The organism is Streptomyces sp. NBC_01116 (genome assembly GCF_041435495.1).
In the GTDB taxonomy this organism is placed as follows: domain Bacteria; phylum Actinomycetota; class Actinomycetes; order Streptomycetales; family Streptomycetaceae; genus Streptomyces.
On record NZ_CP108644.1, the window covers coordinates 5,411,291 to 5,431,153 of the forward strand.

Genomic DNA, 19,863 nt, shown 5'->3' on the forward strand with positions numbered 1-19,863 from the left:
CCACCATGAGCACCTCCCGCCTGCGCACCTTCGGCACCCGCACCGCCGGCCCCGGCAACCCCGTCTACATCACGGGCGAGATCGGCATCAACCACAACGGCGACCTCGACAACGCCATCGCGCTGATCGACGCGGCCGCCGAAGCCGGCTGTGACGCCGTCAAGTTCCAGAAGCGCACCCCGGAGATCTGCACCCCCCGCGACCAGTGGGACATCGAGCGCGACACCCCCTGGGGCCGGATGACGTACATCGACTACCGCCACCGCGTCGAGTTCGGCGAGGACGAGTACACCGCCATCGCCGAGCACTGCGCCAAGCGCGGCATCGACTGGTTCGCCTCCCCGTGGGACACCGAGGCCGTCGCCTTCCTGGAGAAGTTCGACGTCCCCGCCCACAAGGTGGCCTCCGCCTCCCTCACCGACGACGAGCTGCTGCGCGCCCTGCGCGCCACCGGCCGCACGGTGATCCTCTCCACCGGCATGTCGACCCCGAAGCAGATCCGCCACGCGGTCGAGGTCCTCGGCAGCGACAACATCCTGCTCTGCCACGCCACTTCCACGTACCCGGCGAAGGCCGAGGAGCTGAACCTGCGGGTCATCAACACCCTCCAGCAGGAGTTCCCGAACGTCCCGATCGGCTACTCCGGCCACGAGACCGGCCTCCAGACCACCCTCGCGGCCGTCGCGCTCGGCGCCACGTTCGTCGAGCGCCACATCACCCTGGACCGCGCCATGTGGGGCTCCGACCAGGCCGCCTCCGTCGAGCCGCAGGGCCTGACCCGCCTGGTCCGCGACATCCGCACCATCGAGGCCTCCCTCGGTGACGGCGTCAAGAAGGTGTACGAGTCCGAGCTCGGCCCGATGAAGAAGCTCCGCCGCGTCGCGGGCGTCGTCGCCGAGACCGAGAACGCGGCGGCCCCCGAGCCGGTCGCGGTCTGAGCGCCGACCGGTGAACCTCGCCTTCGTCGAGAGCCCGGTCCAGCTCCTGAACGTCCTGGAGTGGGTTCACACCCAGGGGGGAGACGACCCGGCCGACACCACGGTCGTCGTCCTCCCCCCGGTCGACCCGATGTCGCGCGGTCAGCTGCGCCGGATGGCGGAGCTGGCCCGCGACGAGGGCATCGCGGTCCGCTGGCAGGAGGCGCGCGGCGAGTCCGGCGCCCCCCTGAAGGCCCTGCGCGCCCTGGCCGGCCTGGTCCGGCGCGCGGACCACATAGTGATCGGCGACCCGTTCTCCCGCTATGTGCAGCTCCTGCTGACCCTGGTCCGCGCCGACCGCCTCACGGTGGTCGACGACGGCACGGCCACCATGGAGTTCGTCGCCCAGCTGGCCCGGGGCGAGCGCCTGACACGCTGGCACCGCCGGGGCCGCACGGGACCGCGCGAACTGGTCCTGGCCCCGGTCACGGCGACGGCCCGCCGCCGCTTCACCCCGACGGCGAACCACACGGTCGAGGTGTTCACCGCGATGCCGGTCGAGGCTCCGCCCGGCATCGCGGTCACCCCGAACACCTTCGCCTGGACCCGCGCCCGCTTCGGCCCGCCCAGCATCGGCAAGGGCGCGGACCTGGTCGGCACCTCCCTGGTCGAGACGGGCGTCGTCGACCCCGTCCCGTACCAGGAGGCGGTCACGGCCCTGGCCCGTGCCCACGGCGCCACCCGCTACTTCGCCCACCGCCGCGAGTCCGCCGGGAAGCTCCACGCCCTGGAAGCCGCCACCGGCCTGGAGATCGTCCGCCCGGACCTCCCCCTGGAGCTCATCGCCCGCCGCGGCCCCATCGGCCGCACGATCGTCAGCTTTCCCTCCACGGTCGTCCACACCCTCCCGCTGGCCCTGGCCGGCACGGGCGTGAACGTCGCGGTCTGCGACATCGCCCCGGAATGGCTCCGCGCCACGGCCTCGCCCCGCGCCCAGGGCTTCCTGAGCGGGGTCACGGAGACGGCACGGGGGGTGCAGAGGCTGTCGTCGGTGGCGACCTGAGGGCCGCCGGCGGGCCGGCGGCCCTCAGGGAGTCAGACGATCCTCGGGGGAACACCCGGCCGATCCGGGGGAGTCACCCGATCGCCCGCCCCTCCCCGAAGCCGAAGCTGCCGTCCGCCGCCACGCGGCCCGGCCACAGTGTCAGGGTGCCGTCCTGCGTACGGCCGTGCAGATCGGCGACACCGTCGCCGTCGAGGTCGCCGACCGTGTCCAGCACCGGACGGGCGGCCGCGGTGAAACCGGTGCCGATCAGCACCCGGTTCGCGGGGTCGCCCCAGGCGGCGGGGTCCGGTGCTCCGCCCGTGCCACTGCCGCCGCGCACGCTGTGGAGGTCGCCGGTGGCGTTGTCGCGCAGCCACAGGTCGGCCAGGCCGTCGCCGTCGAGGTCGCCGGGCGCGAGGACGGTGAAGTCGTCCCAGTCCGAGCCGCCGACCGCCACCGGCACATCCAGCCGCATCCGGTGCACGCCGTGGTAGATCCACAGCCGGCCGCTCTCCCGGACGAGGAGATCACTTCTGCCGTCACCGTTCAGATCGCCGGGGGCGATCACCTGCTCCGCGTCGCCCCAGTGGTCGTCGCCGGTCCAGCCGGGCTCGCCCACACAGCCGTAGTCCTCGTCAGGGACCGGGCAGTCGACCGTCAGGAGCTGCCGGCCCCGGGTGCCGTCGACCCTTCCCAGGCCGCTGTTGGGATGGACCCAGAGCTGCTTCCGCCGCGCGTTGGGGTTGTACTCCAGCGTCACCAGGTCGACGTATCCGTCGTCGTTCCAGTCGGTCCGGTAGGAGGTGCCGGCGCCGGGCGCGGTCAGTCCGGTGCCGGTCGCGGGGGCGAAGGTTCCGTCCCCCCGGCCCGCGTAGGTGAGCAGCTCGCCCCGGTCGTCCAGGCTCCAGATGTCCTTGGCGCCGTCCCCGTTGAGGTCGCCGGGGGCGTCGGGGGTGGTGATGCCCCGGGCGTAGAAGAGGTACGTGGTCGTGTCCGAGCGATTTCCGGAGCGGTCGACGCTGCGGACGTACAGCATCTGCGGGCCGCCGGTCAGCGGCGTGGCCGTCACGTCCGCCGTCCCGCCGGGGGAGACGGAGACCTCCCGCTGCTGCGGGTCGAAGGTGCTGTACCAGACGTAGGAGACGACGTCCTCGACGCCGTTGGCGCCCAGGGTGAAGGTGCCGGGAGTGCGGGCGTCCCCGGTGTCCACCGGCCATCCGGCGTCCCCGTCGGGGAACTCCTCCGACACGACGGTCGGCGGCCGGTCCGGACGTATGCGGTCGACCGCGAAGGCGCAGAAACCGGTCCAGGCGGAGGCGGATCCCCCGGAGTCCGTGGCCCGGACCCGCCAGCGGTAGTCGCCGGAAGGCAGGTCGATCGATGGAGCGGCGGCGGTGCCGTCCGCCGTGACGGCCACCGAACGCTCGGCCACCGGGTCCGTGCTGTCGGCGTCGAAGACCTGGAACTGGGCGGTGAGGGAGGGCGAGTCGGCGTCCCTCACCCGCGCCATGAGAGTCGTCGGGGTGTTGCCGATGTATCCGCCCGCGCAGGCGGTCGCGGGGCTCGTGGCCAGGCGGTCCGGGATCTCGGGGGGTGTGTTCGCCGGGCGCGCGCGGTCGGCGGGCGCGGTGGTACGGGAGGGGCTCGGCGCGGCCGCGGCGGGCGGGGCCAGGGCGGCGACCGTACCGAGGGACGCGGCGACGGCGACCAGAAGCGTGCCGTGGCGGAGCCGCCCCCTTCTGTTCCGTCTCTTTCTGTTCGGGGCGGATTCGGACCGACTGTTCATGGGGCTCCTCACGGGATGTTCATGATTTCTTCGCGATCCTATGAAGGCTCTCGCCGCGTGTCCCGCGCCTTTCCCGCAAGGGCGCGGACCCCGGTGCGGAAGGCGAATGGGCATACCCGAAACCACCCAGCGTCACACGTCCTCACAGGAAAATTGTTCGCCTGTGCGGCTGAAGTTTTGTTGATCTGTGGCCAGTTGAGGGGGCAGGGGGCCTACGCTTCCTAAGGTGAACCAGTTGAAGTCCCGTGCCTCCCGCCCCCACCACCCGGCCGGCCAGCCCGGGGGAGGTGCGCTGCCCGGCAGACTCTCCGACGAACTGCGTGCCGAGCTGATCGCCTTCCGCCGGGATCTGCACATGCATCCCGAGCTGGGCAACCAGGAGTTCCGCACCACCGCGGCCATCAAGGACCGGCTGGAGAAGGCCGGGCTGAAGCCGAAGGTCCTCGCCGTGGGGACCGGGGTCATGTGCGACGTGGGGGAGTGGGACGGGGTGACGCCCATGCTGGCGTTGCGGGCGGACATCGACGCGCTGCCGATCCCGGACACCAAGGCGGGCGTGCCCTACCGGTCCACCGTGCCCGACCGGGCGCACGCCTGCGGGCACGACGTGCACACCACCTCCGTGCTCGGCGCGGGGCTCGTGCTCGCCGGTCTCGACCGGGAGGGGCTGCTGCCCCACGCCGTGCGGCTGATCTTCCAGCCCGCCGAGGAGGTCCTGCCCGGGGGCGCGGTCGACGCCATCGAGTCCGGGGTGCTGGAGGGCGTCGGCCGGATCATCGGCGTGCACTGCGACCCGAAGGTGGACGTCGGGCGGATCGGGCTGCGGATCGGGGCCATCACCTCGGCCTGCGACCGGCTGGAGGTCACGCTCGACGGGCCCGGCGGGCACACGGCCCGGCCGCATCTGACCACCGACCTGGTGACCGCCGCCGCCCGGATCGCCGTCGACGTGCCCGCGCTGCTCGCCCGCCGGGTCGACGCCCGCTCCGGGCTCGCGCTGACCTGGGGGCGGCTGGAGACCGGGCACGCCCCCAATGTCATCCCGCAGCACGCCGAGCTGTCCGGCACCGTCCGCTGCCTGGACCTGGACGCCTGGCGCACGGCCCCCGACCTGGTGCACGCCGCCATCGACGAGGTGGCCGGAATGCACCGGGCCAAGACCGTCATCAACTACGTGCGCGGTGTGCCGCCCGTGGTGAACGACGCCGAGTCCATCGGCCTCCTGGACGCCGCGATGACCGAGCGCCGCGGATCGTATGCGATCGAGGACACCGAGCAGAGTCTGGGCGGCGAGGACTTCTCCTGGTACCTGGAGCGGGTCCCCGGCGCGATGGCCCGCCTCGGCGTCCGGACCCCGGGCGACACGCGCGGGCTCGACCTGCACCGCGGCGACTTCGACGTGGACGAGGAAGCCATCACCGTGGGGGTCGAGCTGTTCACCGCCGCGGCGCTGTTCGACGGGAGCCGTTAGCGGAGCGTTGACACACTCTTCGCGGGCCGTTCGTGGACCCGCGGGAGGTCTTCTGTTCACGACGATCCGATAACGGCTTCCGTACGTGCTCTTATCTGACATCTACGCGCGTTACGATCGCCGCGAAACCAGCGCCGGAAGAGGCGCTTCGGTCAGGTTTGAAGGAGCCTTCCCTTGCGCCGGATCACCAGGATCACCACCGTGGGCATTGCGTCCGCGGCGCTTGCTCTCAGTGTCACCGCCTGTGGCGGAAAATCGTCGTCGGACGCAGGTTCCGACTCGGGCGGCGACAAGGCCGCCATCGCGTACGACATCGGCGGCCGCGGCGACCAGTCGTTCAACGACGCCGCCTACGCCGGACTCGCCAAGGCGGAGAAGGAACTCGACGTCAAGGGCAGCGAGGCCGAGCCCTCCGACGGTGAGGGCGACGCGGACAAGGTCCAGCGCCTCACCGAGCTGGCCCGCTCCGGCAACAACCCGGTGATCGGCGTCGGCTTCGCCTACGCGCCCGCCATCAAGAAGGTCGCGCCGAAGTTCCCGAAGACCACCTTCGGCATCATCGACGACGCCTCGGTGACCGGCGACAACATCGCCAACATCGTCTTCAACGAGGAGCAGGGCTCCTACCTCGCCGGCGTCGCCGCCGCCAAGGTCACCAAGACGAAGACGATCGGCTTCATCGGCGGTGTCGAGACCCCGCTGATCAAGAAGTTCGAGGCGGGCTTCATCCAGGGCGCCAAGGACACCGACCCCGCGGTCAAGGTGCTCCCGCAGTACCTGACGCAGCCGCCGAACTTCGACGGCTTCTCCAAGCCCGACCTCGGCAAGGCCGCCGCCCAGGGCCAGCTCGACAAGAAGGCCGACGTGATCTACTCGGCCGCCGGTCTGGCCGGTTCCGGTGCCATCGAGGCCGCCTCCAAGGCCGGCAAGTGGAACATCGGCGTCGACTCCGACCAGTACAAGCAGAAGGGCCTCGCGGCCTACAAGGAGTCCATCCTGACCTCGGTCACCAAGGACGTCGAGGACTCGGTGTTCAACCTGATCAAGTCGGTCCAGGACGGCAAGCCGACCACCGGTGAGATCCGCTACGGCCTGGACAAGGACGGCGTCGGCCTGTCGATGTCCAACCCGGCGTTCGCCGAGATGACCGACGTCATCGCGGCCGTCGACAAGGCCAAGCAGGAGATCATCGACGGCAAGATCACCGTCAAGACCGCTCCGTAGGCAGCTCGAAGACCCCTGCCGTACAGCTGGTTTCCCCAAGGCCCTGTCCGTCCCCGCGCCGCACGCCGGCCGGTGGACGGGCGGGGCCGCGGGCCCATCCCCGCCGGACGGACAGGTCTCCCGCCGCGGAACGCGAACATCCCGCGGCACCCCGAGCCCGCCCCGCCCCACCCGAAGAAGATCCGCCTCTCGCAGTGCTCTCCCACCCGGTCCGGACCCCGCGTCCGGACCGTGACGTGCACCTGTGTTTCACGATTCGGCAGCGCTACGCGTGTAGACAGCCCTCCGGCGCGATAACTTCACCCCGCCCCCCAGGGGGTCCCCGACACCCCCAGCCCCTCCGCCCCCGCTCCTGTCCGGCCAAGGAGAGTGCGTCATCAACGCGTCCAGCAGTCCCCCTGCCGTAGAACTGCACGGCATCACCAAGCGCTTCCCCGGCGTCGTCGCCAACCACGACATCGACATCACGATCGGCAAGGGCACGGTCCATGCCCTCGTCGGTGAGAACGGCGCCGGCAAGTCCACCCTGATGAAGATCCTCTACGGCATGCAGAAGCCGGACGAGGGCACCATCGCGATCGACGGCGAGCAGGTCTCGTTCTCCAACCCGGGCGACGCCATCGAGCGGGGCATCGGCATGGTGCACCAGCACTTCATGCTCGCCGACAACTTCACCGTCCTGGAGAACGTCGTCCTCGGCGGCGAGAAGCTGTACGGCATCGGCTCCGGCGCCCGGAAGAAGATCAAGGAGATCTCCGACGCGTACGGGCTGGGCATCCGCCCCGACGCGCTCGTGGAGGACCTCGGGGTCGCCGACCGGCAGCGCGTGGAGATCCTCAAGGTCCTCTACCGGGGCGCCCGTATCCTGATCCTGGACGAGCCGACCGCGGTCCTCGTACCGCAGGAGGTCGACGCGCTCTTCGCCAACCTGCGCGAGCTCAAGGCCGAGGGCCTGACCGTCATCTTCATCTCGCACAAGCTGGGCGAGGTGCTCTCCGTCGCCGACGAGATCACCGTCATCCGCCGCGGCACGACCGTGGGCACCGCCGACCCGGCGTCCACCACGACCAAGCAGCTCGCCGAGCTGATGGTCGGCAGCGAGCTGCCCTCGCCGGAGACCCGCGAGTCCACCGTCACCGATGTGCCGATGCTGCGCGTGCGGGACCTGGCGCTCACCGTCACCGACCCCGACGGCACCGTCCGCGACGTGCTCGCCGGGATCGACCTCACCATCCACCAGGGCGAGGTCCTCGGCATCGCCGGGGTCGAGGGCAACGGGCAGACCGAGCTGATCGAGGCCCTGATCGGCATGCGCATCCCGGACGGCGGGGTGATCACCCTCGACCAGGACGACATCTCGCAGGTCCCCACCCGCAAGCGGCGCGAGGCCGGCATCGGGTACATCCCCGAGGACCGCCACCGCCACGGCGTCCTGCTGGACGCCCCGCTGTGGGAGAACCGCATCCTCGGCCACGTCACCGAGAAGCCCAACAGCCGCGGCTGGCTGCTGGACAACAAGGCGGCCCGCGCCGACACCGAGCGGATCGTGCGCGAGTACGACGTGCGCACCCCCGGCATCGAGGTCACCGCGGCCTCCCTCTCCGGCGGCAACCAGCAGAAGCTGATCGTCGGCCGCGAGATGAGCCACACGCCCAAGCTCCTGATCGCCGCCCACCCCACCCGCGGCGTGGACGTCGGCGCGCAGGCGCAGATCTGGGACCAGATCCGCGAGGCCCGCCGCGAAGGGCTGGCCGTCCTGCTGATCTCGGCCGACCTGGACGAGCTGATCGGGCTCTCCGACACCCTGCGCGTCATGTACCGCGGCCGACTGGTCGCCGACGCCGACCCGGCCACCATCACCCCGGAGGAACTGGGCTCGGCCATGACCGGCGCCGCCACCGGTCACCTCGAAAGCCCGGAGGACGAGGCCCGATGAAGAAACTCGACAAGGACCGGCTGATCCTGGGCTTCGCAGGCCCGGCGCTCGCCCTGGTCGTCGCCCTCGCGCTGACGACCCTGGTGCTGCTCGCCTCCGGCCGGAACCCCTTCGAGCCGTACCGGATCATGTTCGAGTCGGCCAGCTACGTCGACGTACAGGTCCTGATCGTCAACCAGGCCGGTACGTACTACCTCGCCGCACTCGCCGTGGCCGTCGGCTTCCGGATGAACCTCTTCAACATCGGCGTCGACGGGCAGTACCGCCTCGCCGCCATGATGGCCGCGCTGGTCGGCGCGAGCGTCAGCCTGCCGGGGCCGCTGCACATCGCGCTGATCGTGATCGTCGCGATGCTGGTCGGCGCGTTCTGGTCGGGCATCGCGGGCTTCCTCAAGACCACCCGCGGGGTGAGCGAGGTCGTCTCGACGATCATGCTCAACTCGATCGCCACCGCCCTGGTCGCCTGGCTGATCCTGCCGAAGAACTTCGGCGAGCAGCCGGCCGGCTCCAACAACCTGACCACCGGTGAGATCCCGGAGTCCGGCTGGTTCCCGGGGCTGCCGATGGGCGACCAGGCCGGGGAGATCTACGGCTTCACGTTCGTCGCCGCGGGCTGCGGCCTCCTGTACTGGTTCGTGCTGAACCACACCCGGTTCGGCTTCGACCTGCGCGCCACCGGCGCCAGCGAGAGCGCCGCCCAGGCCTCCGGCGTGGACGCCAAGAAGATGATCCTCACCTCGATGCTGATCTCCGGCGCGGTCGCGGGCCTGGCCGGCATGCCGACCCTGCTCGGCGACACCCACACCTACAGCCTCGACTTCCCCACCGGTATCGGCTTCACCGGCATCACCATCGCGCTGCTGGGCCGCAACAACCCGCTCGGCATCGCCTTCAGCGCCCTGCTGATCGCCTTCCTGGACAAGTCGTCGGCCTCGCTCGACCAGTACGGGTACGAGAAGGAGATCGCCACGATCATGCAGGGCCTGATCGTGATCTCGGTCGTCGTCTCCTACGAGCTGGTCCGCCGGTACGGCATCCGCCGCCAGCAGCAGAAGGTCGGCGAGGAGCTCGCCGCCGGCCATGCCATCAAGACCGAGAAGGAGGCGGCCCTGTGAGCACGAGCAAAGTCACCGCCGCACGCCCCGCCCCGCCGAAGGGCGGCCGCCGCAAGCTCACCCTGCCCGTCGTCCTCCTGATCATCGCGGGCGCGCTCGCCCTGGTCTCGCTGGTACGCCTCATCAGCGGCGCCAACGACGTCACCTCGGTCGGCCAGGTCGCCGGCGCCCTGGAGCTCGCCGTCCCGATCGGCCTCGCCGGGCTCGGCGGCCTGTGGGCCGAGCGCGCGGGCGTCGTCAACATCGGCCTCGAAGGCATGATGGTCCTCGGCACCTGGTTCGGCGCCTGGGCCGGGTTCCAGTGGGGCCCGTGGGTGGGCGTCCTCTTCGGTATCCTCGGCGGCTGCCTCGGCGGCCTGCTGCACGCGGTCATCACCGTCACCTTCGGCGTGAACCACATCGTCTCCGGTGTGGCCATCAACATCCTCGCCGTCGGCGTCACCCGCTACCTCTCCAACTTCGCGTTCGACGGCATCCAGGGCGGCTCCTCCAAGCAGTCCCCGCGCATCGACCCGATCGACAAGATCACCATCCCAGGGCTCTCCGACTGGCTCCAGGACCTGCAACAACAGCACTGGTTCCTGATCTCCGACATCGCGGGCATCCTCGGCGGCCTGGTCACCGGGCTCTCCCTGCTGACCGTCGTCGCCCTGCTGCTGATCCCCGCCACCTGGTGGATCCTGTGGCGCACGCCGTTCGGACTGCGGCTGCGCTCCTGCGGCGAGTCCCCGGTGGCCGCCGAGACCCTCGGCGTCAACGTGTACAAGTACAAGTACATCGCCGTCACGGTCTCCGGCGGTCTGGCGGGCCTCGGCGGCGCGTTCCTCGCGATCGTCGCCACCGGCATCTACCAGGAGGGCCAGACCGGCGGCCGCGGCTACATCGGCCTCGCCGCGATGATCTTCGGCAACTGGATGCCGGGCGGCATGGCGCTGGGCGCCGGGCTCTTCGGCTTCACCGACAGCCTCAAGCTGCGCGGCGGCGCGGAGAACGTCCACGCGATGCTGCTCCTGCTGGCGATCCTGCTGGTCATCGCGGTGTTCTGGCAGCTGTACCGGAAGAAGTACGTCGCCGCGGTGATCTCGGCGGCCGTCTCGGCGCTGCTGTTCACCTGGTACCTCCTGACCGACCAGGTGCCGAGCCAGTTCGTCGACGCCGCCCCGTACGTCACGACACTGCTGGTCCTCTCGCTCTCCGCACAACGGCTGCGCATGCCCAAGGCGGACGGTGTGCCGTACCGCAAGGGCGAGGGCAAGTGACGCCGCCCGCCGCCGAGGGCCCGTCCGCCCAGGCGTTCGGCGAGGCCGACTGGGAGGCCCTGCGGGCCGCGGCCCGGGACGCCATGTCCCGGGCGTACGCCCCCTACTCGGGCTTCCCGGTCGGTGTCGCCGCCCGGGTGGACGACGGCCGCACGATCACCGGCTGCAACGTGGAGAACGCCAGCTACGGCCTCTCGCTCTGCGCCGAGTGCGGTCTGGTCTCCACGCTCCAGGCCACCGGCGGCGGCCGGCTGACCCACTTCACCTGTGTGGACGGCACCGGGGCGATCCTGGTGCCGTGCGGCAGGTGCCGCCAGCTGCTGTACGAGTTCGGCGGGCCGGAGCTGCTCCTGGAGACGCCCGACGGGCGTCGGACACTGGACGAGATGCTGCCCCAGTCGTTCGGCCCGCAGCACCTCGGCTGAACCCCGCACTTCTCGGCGGTGGCCCTTCCCCTTCACGGAAGGGCCACCGCTCTTCCCCCTCTCTATGCGCGTAGAGTCACTTCGGACTCTTGCGTACGCACCCGGCCGGAAGGATTCCCATGGACGCCATCTCCGTCATCCGCACCAAGCGGGACCGAGGCGAGCTGACCCCCGAGCAGATCGACTGGGTCATCGACGCGTACACCCGCGGCGAGGTCGCCGACGAGCAGATGTCCGCCCTCGCCATGGCGATCCTGCTCAACGGGATGAACCGCACCGAGATCGCCCGCTGGACCGCCGCGATGATCGCCTCCGGCGAGCGGATGAACTTCCACGCGCTGTCCCGCCCCACCACCGACAAGCACTCGACCGGCGGCGTCGGCGACAAGATCACCCTGCCGCTCGCCCCGCTGGTCGCCGCCTGCGGCGCGGCCGTGCCGCAGCTCAGCGGCCGGGGCCTCGGCCACACCGGCGGCACCCTGGACAAGCTGGAGTCCATCCCCGGCTGGCGGGCCCACATCTCCAACGCGGAGATGCTGGACGTCCTCGACACCACCGGCGCGGTCATCTGCGCGGCCGGTGACGGTCTCGCCCCCGCCGACAAGAAGCTGTACGCGCTGCGCGACGTCACCGGCACGGTCGAGGCGATCCCGCTGATCGCCAGCTCCATCATGTCCAAGAAGATCGCCGAGGGCACCGGAGCGCTCGTCCTGGACGTCAAGGTCGGCTCCGGCGCCTTCATGAAGACCATCGAGGACGCCCGCGAACTGGCCTCCACCATGGTCGCGCTCGGCACCGACAGCGGTGTGCGCACGGTCGCGCTGCTCACCGACATGTCCACCCCGCTCGGCCTCACCGCGGGCAACGCGCTGGAGGTCCGCGAGTCGGTCGAGGTGCTGGCCGGCGGCGGCCCCAGGGACGTCGTCGACCTCACCCTGGCCCTCGCCCGCGAGATGCTGGACGCGGCGGGCCTCAAGGACGCCGACCCGGAGAAGGCGCTCGCCGACGGCTCCGCGATGGACGTCTGGCGCCGGATGATCTCCGCCCAGGGCGGCGACCCGGACGCCGGGCTCCCGACGGCCCGCGAGCAGCACGTGGTGACCGCGCGCTCCTCCGGCGTGCTGACCCGCCTGGACGCCTACGACGTCGGCGTCGCCGCCTGGCGCCTCGGCGCGGGCCGCGCCCGCAAGGAGGACCCGGTGCAGGCGGGCGCGGGCGTCGAGCTGCACGCGAAGCCCGGCGACACCGTCGCCGAGGGCCAGCCCCTGATGACGCTGCACACGGACACCCCCGAGAAGTTCGACTACGCGCTGAAGGCGCTGCCCGAGGCGTACGACATCGCCCCGGCCGGCACGCCGTTCGCCCCGCTGCCAGTGGTGCGGGAACGTATCGCCTGACCTGTGGTTTCCCCGTACGGGTGAACGGGATCGGTGGACTGCCACCGGTCCCGTTCGGCATGCTGGACTCGGTGACGTACCGATAGAGGAGACCGCCATGAGCGCACTCACCGTCGAGCCCGGTCCGGGCCCCGGCCAGGACTGGGACGACCTGGTCCGGATCTGGGAGGAGACGGACGCACCCGAGGGCTGCAAGGTGGAGATCATCGAGGAGATCGTCACCGTGTCGCCGCCGCCGTCCAAGGACCACAACACCACCGCTGCCCTGCTCCAGCGCAGGCTCTACACCGTCATCCCGGAGGACTGGGAGATCTACCAGACCCTCGGCCTCTCGCTGCCGGGACGGGGCGGGATCTACATCCCTGACCTCGTGGTCGTACCCCGCGCGGTGGCAGCAGGGCCGGGCAACACCGTGCCCGCCTCCGAGTCCCTGCTCGTCGTCGAGATCACCTCCCGCGCCAACGCCAACCACGACCGCGTCAGCAAGGTGAACGGCTACGCCAAGGCCGGGGTGGAGCTGTTCCTGCTCCTCGATCCCTGGCACTCCGGCCGTCCGACCGCGACGCTGTACGGCGATCCCGAGGGCGGTACGTACCGCGTACTGGAAACGGTCGAGTACGGACGGAAGCTGACCCTCCCCGATCCGTTCGGGCTGGTCCTCGACACGGGCGTGCTCCCCATCAGCTGACACGCGGACGGCCCGCCGCGCGGAGAGGATCCGTGCGGCGGGCCGTCGTGGTGCGAGTGTGAACTACCGGACGTATCGGGTCACTTGCCGAAGTACGCGCTGTAGATCTTCACCGACGAGGTGTTGCCCTTCTTGTCGGTGACCTTGGCGGCGAACGAGATCGCCTTGCCCTTCGCCGGGTTCTTGACGGCGATCTTCCCCTTCGTGACGGTGACCTTCTTCCAGGTCTTGCCGCCGTTGTAACTGACGTACGTCTTCAGCGACTTCAGGTTCTTGCCCGCGGCCGCGCCGTGGACCTTCACGGGCACCGAGACGGTCTTGCCCGCCTTGACCCGGCCGTCCGCGCCCACGGCCGGGGTGAACCGGACGGTGGAGACGGGCAGCATCGTGAGCGCGGTCTTCTTCGAGCGGAACGTCCAGGCCGCGTCCACCCGGGTGGAGAGCGGGTTGATCTTCGCGCTGTGCTTGACCGTGGTCGTCAGCTTGTAGTCGGCCGCGCCCGCCGGGACCCGGAAGGGCTCGTCGCCCGAGACCGGGTCGCCGTTCTGGCCGAGCTTCTTGCCGTTGCGGTACAGGACGGTCTTGGCCGACGAGAACAGCATCCCGCCCGCGTTGCCCTGGCCGTCGGCCAGCAGCGGGAGGGAGCCGGTGATCTCGTTGCCCTCACGGACGATGCCGTAGTCCTTGTTCACCAGCGGGCCGAAGACCGCGGTGTTCACGGACTTCGTGTACGTCTTGCCCGCCTTGTACGTCGCATCCTGGCCGACCTGGTAGTTGGCCTCGTACGTCGGCCAGCCGCTCGCGTCGGCCGGGCCCTGCTGGTCGAAGTCGAAGCTCCAGCTCACCTTGTCCGCGGTGGAGACGTACAGCGTGCGGGTGCCGGGCAGCTTCTGGTCGATCGAGGTCACCCAGCTGCCGCCCTGCGTGGGCAGGAAGGGGAAGGCGGTGATCGAACCCTTCTTCTTCGGCGCGGCCGAGCCCATGCCGATCTTCACCTTGGCCAGCTGCGCCGTGGTGAACTTCCGGTTGTAGCCGGTCGCGAGCTGCTTGACCGTGCCGCCGACCGCGATGTCGTACTCGGTCGAGGCGCCCTTGCTCCAGGTGCCCGCCCAGTGCTGGGCGAGGGAACCGTCGGTGATCTGCGGGCCGACGTGGAGCGTGCGGACGCCGGCCGGCGACTCCATCAGCCAGCCGAAGGAGACCGCGTCGTCATCCGACTCCACCACGTAGTCCGGGGAGAACAGCTCGCCCTTCGCCTTCGCGTCCGGCACCGTGACGTTCACCGGCTTCGCCTTGCGGGCGTCGAACGTCAGCGAGGTGTTCTTGGTGATCGCGATCTTGGGCTGCACGATCCAGTCGGCGCCCTGGGTGACGTCGTCCGGGTCGCTGTAGACCGTGGAGTTGACCACGTACGTGCCCTTGGGCACCCGGATCTTCGCGGTGCCGTCGACGACCCGCGGGTTCAGGAACGGGTCGCCGGACTCCGAACCGAAGCGGAAGAGCGTGCTGTCCGCGTAGGCGGCCGGACGGCCGTCCCGTCCGAGGTGCTTGACGGTGACCTCGTAGCTCTCCACCTCACGCTCGACCGCGGCGGCCGTGCGCACGGTCTGCCCGCCGCCGGTGGCCACCAGGTACGCGGAGTACGTGCCGTCGGCGGTGCCGCCGAGCCGGGTGTCGGCGGTCAGCGTCACCTCCGCCGTGCCGCCCGCCGGGACGGTCACCTTGTCAGCGCCGAGCGTGAAGAAGCCGGCCGGAGCGGGCTTGCCCGCCGGGCCGGTGCCCGTCACCTTCAGATCGAGGGTGACGTCGCTCGTGCCGAGGTTGCGGTACGTGACCTTCTCGGTGGCCGGCTCGTCGTCGGTGTGCGGCCACTGCTGCACCCCGAAGCTCACCGAGACCGGGTCGGCGACGACGGTCTGGGCGATCGCCCGGTCCACCGCGATCCGGCCGGAGCCCTGCTGGAACGGGTTGTACGCGCCGGGCTTCGTGGACGCGGTCAGCGCGCCCTTCAGCTCGGTGTACCCCCAGTCGGGGTGCTGCTGCTTGAGCAGGGCGGCCGCGCCCGCGACGTGCGGGGTGGCCATCGACGTACCCGAGATCGTCGCGTAGCCGGCGGGGTTCTCGCCCACCTCCTTCGCGATCAGCGAACCGGACGGGATCGCCGCCGTGGTGTCCACGCCGGGGGCCGTCACGTCGGGCTTGACCGCCCCGTCCCCGACCCGCGGGCCGCGGCTGGAGAAGTCCGCCAGCTTGTCCTGGTCGTCGACCGCGCCCACGGTCAGCGCGGCGTCCGCGCTGCCCGGCGAGCCCACCGTGCCCGCGCCGGACCCCTCGTTGCCCGCGGCGATGGCGAACAGGACGCCCTTCTCGGCCGACAGCTTGTCGACCGCGGCCTCCAGCGGGTCCACCTCCGGGGTGTCCATCCCGCCGAGGCTCAGGTTGACGATGTCGGCGCCCTGGGCGACCGCCCACTCCATCCCGGCCAGGATGCCGGAGTCGTCGCCGTAGCCGTCGTCGTCGAGCACCTTGCCCGCGAGCAGCTTGGCGTCCGGGGCCACGCCCCTGAACTTCCCGCCCGACTTGGCGCCGGTGCCCGCCGCGATCGAGGCGACGTGCGTGCCGTGGCCCACCCGGTCCTTGGTGTCCTTGGCGGCGCTGAAGTTCTTCTCCGCGAGGATCTGGCCCTTGAGGTCGGGGTGGGTGGCGTCCGTCCCGGTGTCCAGGACCGCGATCTTGACGCCCTTGCCGGTGAACCCGGCCTTCCACGCCGCCGGGACGCCGATCTGCGCGACGCTCTTGTCGAGGCTCGCCCGGCGCACCCCGTCCAGCCAGACCCGGTCGATGCCGGCCGCGGTGGTGACCCGCTCACCGTCTGCCCGCCGGTCCGTGAGCGCCTTCCAGATGGCCGGCGCGTCGGCGGTCGGCGTGGTCACCGACTCGGCGTTCAGCGAGGTCAGGCTCCGGCCCACCTCGGTGGAGCCCGCGTCGCGGACCTGCGCCTTCGCGGAGGCGGCCTGCTTGCCCCGGTAGCCGACGATCAGCTTCAGACCGTCCCGCTGCGCCCGGAGGTTCTCCGGGCGGCTCAGCTCGGTGACGTCGAACAGCCGCCGGTCGAGCTTGCCGGAGACGATCAGCCGGTGGGCGTCGGCCGGGGCGACGAGCGTGTGCCCCTTGTTGCTCATCCGCTGCACCGGGATGTTCTCCCGGCCCTTGGCGGGCCGGAAGGCGACCGGCTTGCCCTGGGCGTCGACGGTGACCCGGTCGCCGGTGACGAGGGTCAGCTGACGCGTCCCCTCTCGTGGGAACGGTCCTGGGCGCCGGACGCCCCCCTCGGATCCGGCTGGGCGACGGCGGACGAGGTCATGCCCGCCGCCAGCGCCACGGCAACGGCGACCGCTGGTATGCACGCGTTTCTCACGTGTCTGCGCAACTCTCCCCCTGGAGAACTCGATGGCTTCTCGGTCCCGCCGGTCCGCAGAGACGCAGGAACGACGGCTGCGGCCCGTCGGTTCAAGGAACTAGAGGGAATCCTGAGGGAGTTGGTTCACGGAAGAGGTGCAGGTGATGCACAGTTGTCGCAAAATGGCCCCTGGGTGGCGGGGGCCGCGCTGTGAGGGCCGATGAATTTCGCCCGCCGGTCCGGTCTGCCTGGTGTGGATGCCGAGAATCCGATCGCCCTGACCGTGACCGGCCGGGTCACCCGTGCCGCCGTACCCGACCTCTGCGCCGACCTGGAGCGCGCTCTCGCCGGACCTCGCGGAGCCGCCCTCGCACCGGGCGCGGCCGTGGACTGCGACGTGGGCGGCGTGATCCGGCCCGATCTGACCCTGGTCGAGGCGGTGGCCCGGCTCGGGCTCGTCGCCCGCCGGTCCGGGCGCACGCTGCGGCTGCGCCGGGTGCCCCCCGAACTCCGGTCGCTGCTCGACCTGGTGGGGCTGGCCGATGTGGTGACCCTGGAGGAGGGCCCGGAGGAACGGGTGCCGGACCCGCGCTGACGTCGCGGAGGAACGCGCGTCGGGGCGCGGCCGCGCGTCGGGCCGCAGCGGGAAGCCGGGCCCGGCACCCCGTTCGCGTACCGCGGGGTGCCGGGCCCGGCCGGTGACTCCTACGCGTCGGCCGGGAGCCGGTCCGGCAGCCCGAACAGCGGGAACCAGCGCGGGACGTCCAGGAAGCAGTGCATCCCGGTGATCGCCCCGTCCTGGATGTCGATGACCTGGACCGCCCACGGCACGAACCCGTCGCCGTCCTCGGCGGGCTTGTAGTGCGCGAAGCCGGGGGAGCCGTTGGCCGCGACGGGCACCAGCCGGGAGCCCGCGCACGCCGCGCCGATGGAGGTCATGAACCCCGTGATGTCCCCGGTGCCCCGGAGCCACAGGTCGAACGGCGGCATCGTCATCACCGCGTCCTCGTGCAGCAGCGCGGTCAGGGCGGCCATGTCGTATCCCTCGAACGCCTTCACATAGCGCTCCAGGAGCTTCTGCTGCTCCTCGTCGAGGGGGTCCGCCGCGTCGCCCGCCCGGCCCTCCGTCTCGGTCAGGGTGGCGCGGGCCCGCTGGAGGGCGCTGTTGACCGAGGCGACGGAGGTCTCCAGCAGCTCGGCCACCTCCGCGGCCTTCCAGGCGAGGACCTCGCGCAGGATCAGCACGGCGCGCTGCTTGGGCGGCAGGTGCTGGAGGGCGGCGACGAACGCGAGCCGCACCGACTCGCGCGCCACGGCCGCCTCCGCCGGGTCCTGGACCGAAGGCAGGATCCGGCCGTCGGGCATGGGCTCCAGCCAGACGTTCTCCGGGCGCGGGCTCAGCGCGGCCCGGGCGAGCGGTGTCGGGCCCGTCAGATCGACCGGGCGGGCCCGCTTGTTGCCCGCGTTCAGCATGTCCAGGCAGACGTTGGTGGCGATCCGGTAGAGCCAGGAGCGCAGCGAGGAGCGGCCCTCGAACTTGTCGAAGTTGCGCCAGGCCCGGACCAGGGTGTCCTGCACCGCGTCCTCGGCCTCGAAGGCGGAGCCGAGCATCCGGTAGCAGTACCCGGTGAGCTCGACCCGGTGCCCTTCCAGGCGGCTGTCGATGCCGGAGGCGTCGCCCCCGGCGCCCGCCGCCGCTCCCGCGGCCGTCGTCGTGGTCAGATCGCTCATCGCTCCACCCCTGTCGCGCGCAGCCGCGCTGTGGCATCCGTCACCCGGTACGTCGGAAGCTACCGCAGGCCACTGACAGCCGGGGGCGGAAAGAGGACAAGGGGTGCCCGGCGGCCGTGGCAGCGGCCACGGTCCGCCCGGCACCCCTCAAGGTGTCCCGCGCGTCGCTCAGGTCCCGGGCTTGCGCCCGTACACGTACACGTCGTCGCCGTTCTTCAGCAGTTTCCAGTATGCCTTCGCGTCGGCGGGGCGCATGTTGACGCAGCCGCCGGAGCCCGGCGGGTTGTACATGGACTTGGTGACGGAGTGGAACGCCTGGCCGCCGTCGAAGAACTGGGAGTACGGCATCCAGACCTTGTAGATGGTCGACCAGTGCTTGATGTTGCGCCAGTAGATCTTCTTGGACCCGGTCCGGGTCTCGGCGCCGTCGCGGCCGGTCCGCACCGGCACCGGTCCGTAGGTGAGCTTCTTGCCGTCCTGGATCCAGCTCAGCTGCCGGGTCAGGTCGACACAGGCGATGCGTCCCTTGTCGGTGGGGCACTTCTTCGCCTTGTTGGGGTTCTTCCCGGCCGCCTTCTGGGCGAGCATCGTGTTCATCGTGCGCCAGGTCAGCGGGCCGGCGTAGCCGATGGTGGGGGTGATCCCGTGCTTCTTCTGGAACTTCTGGATCGCCTTGCAGTCGGCCGTGGACTGCTTGCCGTCCACCGGCCGCTTCAGGAACTTCTCGACCTGCTTCTGGTGCGGTCCCACCGACGTGGTGCAGGACGCCGCGTGGGCGGCGGTGCCGGTGCCCAGGACCAGCGCCGGAGCGGCCACCAGCCCGGCGACGGACAGTGCCACCCCTCGTCGCAGAGGTCTTCCGGATATCTTCGCCGTGACTCCCATGCGCGCCAACTCCCCTTCGCCCGCAGTGCTTCGTTGGTTACGCCTGGTAGACGTGCGAGGAGGTACGACGGTTGCGCGCCGGTATGTCTCGGTTGCGTCCCGGTCCGGCGCGGCCCGGTCACGGTCCCGGTCCGGCAGGACTCCCGCACCCCGTGCGACGAGCCGGGAAAAGCGGTGGAGCCGCCGCCCGGAAGGCCTTATGGTCACCGGGTTCCAGATCCACGCGCTCACGACGAGGTGTTCTCGATGACGGTCCGAGCAACGGCGGCCGGATCCGGCCTGCCGTCCCCCGCAGCTGCCACGACCTCATCGAGATGGTGCTGGCCGACCAGGACAGCTGGGACCGGTACCAGGCCGCGCAGTGGCTCAACCTCCGCCGCTGGCTCGACGCGCACCCAGGTGACGGGCTCGCCGCCGAGGTGCGGGCCGAACTCGACACCGGACCCGCCCGCTACGCGCGCCACCAGCGGGAGTACCTCGGCTGGGGTGTCTTCGCGCTGATGGCCCGCTGACGGCCCGACGGCCCGATGCGTGGCGCGGGTCCGGGCAGCACACGCTGCCCGGACCCGCGCATTCCCTCCGGC

14 protein-coding genes and 2 pseudogenes are annotated in these 19,863 nt (G+C 71.1%); 12 read left to right on the top strand and 4 right to left on the bottom strand.

Features of this window, described 5'->3' with window-relative positions; all coding sequences use genetic code 11:
* Nucleotides 1–5: 5 nt before the first annotated feature.
* Both OG245_RS23905 and OG245_RS23910 read left to right on the top strand, forming a co-directional pair.
* Complete coding sequence (locus OG245_RS23905) at nt 6–938, top strand: N-acetylneuraminate synthase family protein (protein WP_371625500.1); 933 nt, start codon at nt 6–8, stop codon at nt 936–938.
* A gap of 10 nt (nt 939–948) precedes the next feature.
* The gene (locus OG245_RS23910; RefSeq protein WP_371625501.1) at nt 949–1,980 is read left to right on the top strand and encodes a hypothetical protein; all 1,032 of its coding nucleotides are present in this window, start codon (nt 949–951) and stop codon (nt 1,978–1,980) included.
* A gap of 73 nt (nt 1,981–2,053) precedes the next feature.
* Here OG245_RS23910 and OG245_RS23915 read toward each other — a convergent pair whose 3' ends face one another.
* On the bottom strand, nt 2,054–3,748 hold the full coding sequence (locus OG245_RS23915) for an FG-GAP-like repeat-containing protein (protein ID WP_371625502.1): 1,695 nt from the start codon (nt 3,746–3,748) through the stop codon (nt 2,054–2,056).
* A 235-nt stretch (nt 3,749–3,983) separates the two neighbouring features.
* Between OG245_RS23915 and OG245_RS23920 the strand changes: the two genes are divergently transcribed.
* The 8 genes from OG245_RS23920 (at nt 3,984) to OG245_RS23955 (ending at nt 13,263) form a co-directional block, all read left to right on the top strand.
* The gene (locus OG245_RS23920) at nt 3,984–5,219 is read left to right on the top strand and encodes an amidohydrolase (protein ID WP_371627974.1); all 1,236 of its coding nucleotides are present in this window, start codon (nt 3,984–3,986) and stop codon (nt 5,217–5,219) included.
* Nucleotides 5,220–5,393: 174 nt separating this feature from the next.
* Nucleotides 5,394–6,443, top strand: coding sequence for a BMP family protein (locus OG245_RS23925; RefSeq protein WP_371625503.1), 1,050 nt, complete (start codon nt 5,394–5,396; stop codon nt 6,441–6,443).
* Between the two features lie 352 nt (nt 6,444–6,795).
* Nucleotides 6,796–8,379, top strand: a complete 1,584-nt coding sequence (locus OG245_RS23930; protein ID WP_371627975.1) for an ABC transporter ATP-binding protein — start codon at nt 6,796–6,798, stop codon at nt 8,377–8,379.
* Nucleotides 8,376–9,494 (top strand): ABC transporter permease, encoded by a 1,119-nt coding sequence (locus OG245_RS23935; protein WP_371625504.1) that lies wholly within the window; start codon nt 8,376–8,378, stop codon nt 9,492–9,494. Before OG245_RS23930 ends, OG245_RS23935 begins: the two co-directional genes overlap by 4 nt.
* Nucleotides 9,491–10,753, top strand: coding sequence for an ABC transporter permease (locus OG245_RS23940; protein ID WP_371625505.1), 1,263 nt, complete (start codon nt 9,491–9,493; stop codon nt 10,751–10,753). Before OG245_RS23935 ends, OG245_RS23940 begins: the two co-directional genes overlap by 4 nt.
* Nucleotides 10,750–11,178: a cytidine deaminase gene (locus OG245_RS23945; RefSeq protein ID WP_371625506.1), complete on the top strand. Its 429-nt coding sequence runs from the start codon at nt 10,750–10,752 to the stop codon at nt 11,176–11,178. The genes OG245_RS23940 and OG245_RS23945 overlap by 4 nt, the downstream gene beginning before the upstream one ends.
* Nucleotides 11,179–11,297: 119 nt before the next feature.
* Nucleotides 11,298–12,575: a thymidine phosphorylase gene (locus tag OG245_RS23950; protein ID WP_371625507.1), complete on the top strand. Its 1,278-nt coding sequence runs from the start codon at nt 11,298–11,300 to the stop codon at nt 12,573–12,575.
* Nucleotides 12,576–12,672: 97 nt separating this feature from the next.
* Nucleotides 12,673–13,263, top strand: coding sequence for a Uma2 family endonuclease (locus tag OG245_RS23955; RefSeq protein WP_371625508.1), 591 nt, complete (start codon nt 12,673–12,675; stop codon nt 13,261–13,263).
* An 80-nt stretch (nt 13,264–13,343) separates the two neighbouring features.
* Here the strand turns inward: OG245_RS23955 and OG245_RS23960 are convergent.
* Nucleotides 13,344–16,627 (bottom strand): annotated as a pseudogene (locus OG245_RS23960) (S8 family serine peptidase).
* Nucleotides 16,628–16,883: 256 nt separating this feature from the next.
* On the opposite strand from OG245_RS23960, the gene OG245_RS23965 reads away from it, so the two are divergent.
* On the top strand, nt 16,884–17,258 hold the full coding sequence (locus OG245_RS23965; protein WP_371625509.1) for an STAS domain-containing protein: 375 nt from the start codon (nt 16,884–16,886) through the stop codon (nt 17,256–17,258).
* Between the two features lie 110 nt (nt 17,259–17,368).
* On the opposite strand, the gene OG245_RS23970 is transcribed toward OG245_RS23965, so the two are convergent.
* Nucleotides 17,369–18,394, bottom strand: coding sequence for a sigma-70 family RNA polymerase sigma factor (locus tag OG245_RS23970; RefSeq protein ID WP_371625510.1), 1,026 nt, complete (start codon nt 18,392–18,394; stop codon nt 17,369–17,371).
* 168 nt (nt 18,395–18,562) lie between these two features.
* On the bottom strand, nt 18,563–19,279 hold the full coding sequence (locus OG245_RS23975; RefSeq protein WP_371625511.1) for a L,D-transpeptidase family protein: 717 nt from the start codon (nt 19,277–19,279) through the stop codon (nt 18,563–18,565).
* 299 nt (nt 19,280–19,578) lie between these two features.
* On the opposite strand from OG245_RS23975, the pseudogene OG245_RS23980 reads away from it, so the two are divergent.
* A pseudogene (locus OG245_RS23980) lies at nt 19,579–19,791 on the top strand (SAM-dependent methyltransferase); the annotation flags it as partial.
* Nucleotides 19,792–19,863: the final 72 nt, after the last annotated feature.

Coding starts and splice junctions, on each gene's coding strand:
- OG245_RS23905 (WP_371625500.1), top strand. CDS start 6: ATGAGCACCTCCCGCCTGCGCACCTTCGGCACCCGCACCGCCGGCCCC.
- OG245_RS23915 (WP_371625502.1), bottom strand. CDS start 3,748: ATGAACAGTCGGTCCGAATCCGCCCCGAACAGAAAGAGACGGAACAGA.
- OG245_RS23935 (WP_371625504.1), top strand. CDS start 8,376: ATGAAGAAACTCGACAAGGACCGGCTGATCCTGGGCTTCGCAGGCCCG.
- OG245_RS23950 (WP_371625507.1), top strand. CDS start 11,298: ATGGACGCCATCTCCGTCATCCGCACCAAGCGGGACCGAGGCGAGCTG.
- OG245_RS23955 (WP_371625508.1), top strand. CDS start 12,673: ATGAGCGCACTCACCGTCGAGCCCGGTCCGGGCCCCGGCCAGGACTGG.
- OG245_RS23965 (WP_371625509.1), top strand. CDS start 16,884: ATGAATTTCGCCCGCCGGTCCGGTCTGCCTGGTGTGGATGCCGAGAAT.
- OG245_RS23970 (WP_371625510.1), bottom strand. CDS start 18,394: ATGAGCGATCTGACCACGACGACGGCCGCGGGAGCGGCGGCGGGCGCC.
- OG245_RS23975 (WP_371625511.1), bottom strand. CDS start 19,279: ATGGGAGTCACGGCGAAGATATCCGGAAGACCTCTGCGACGAGGGGTG.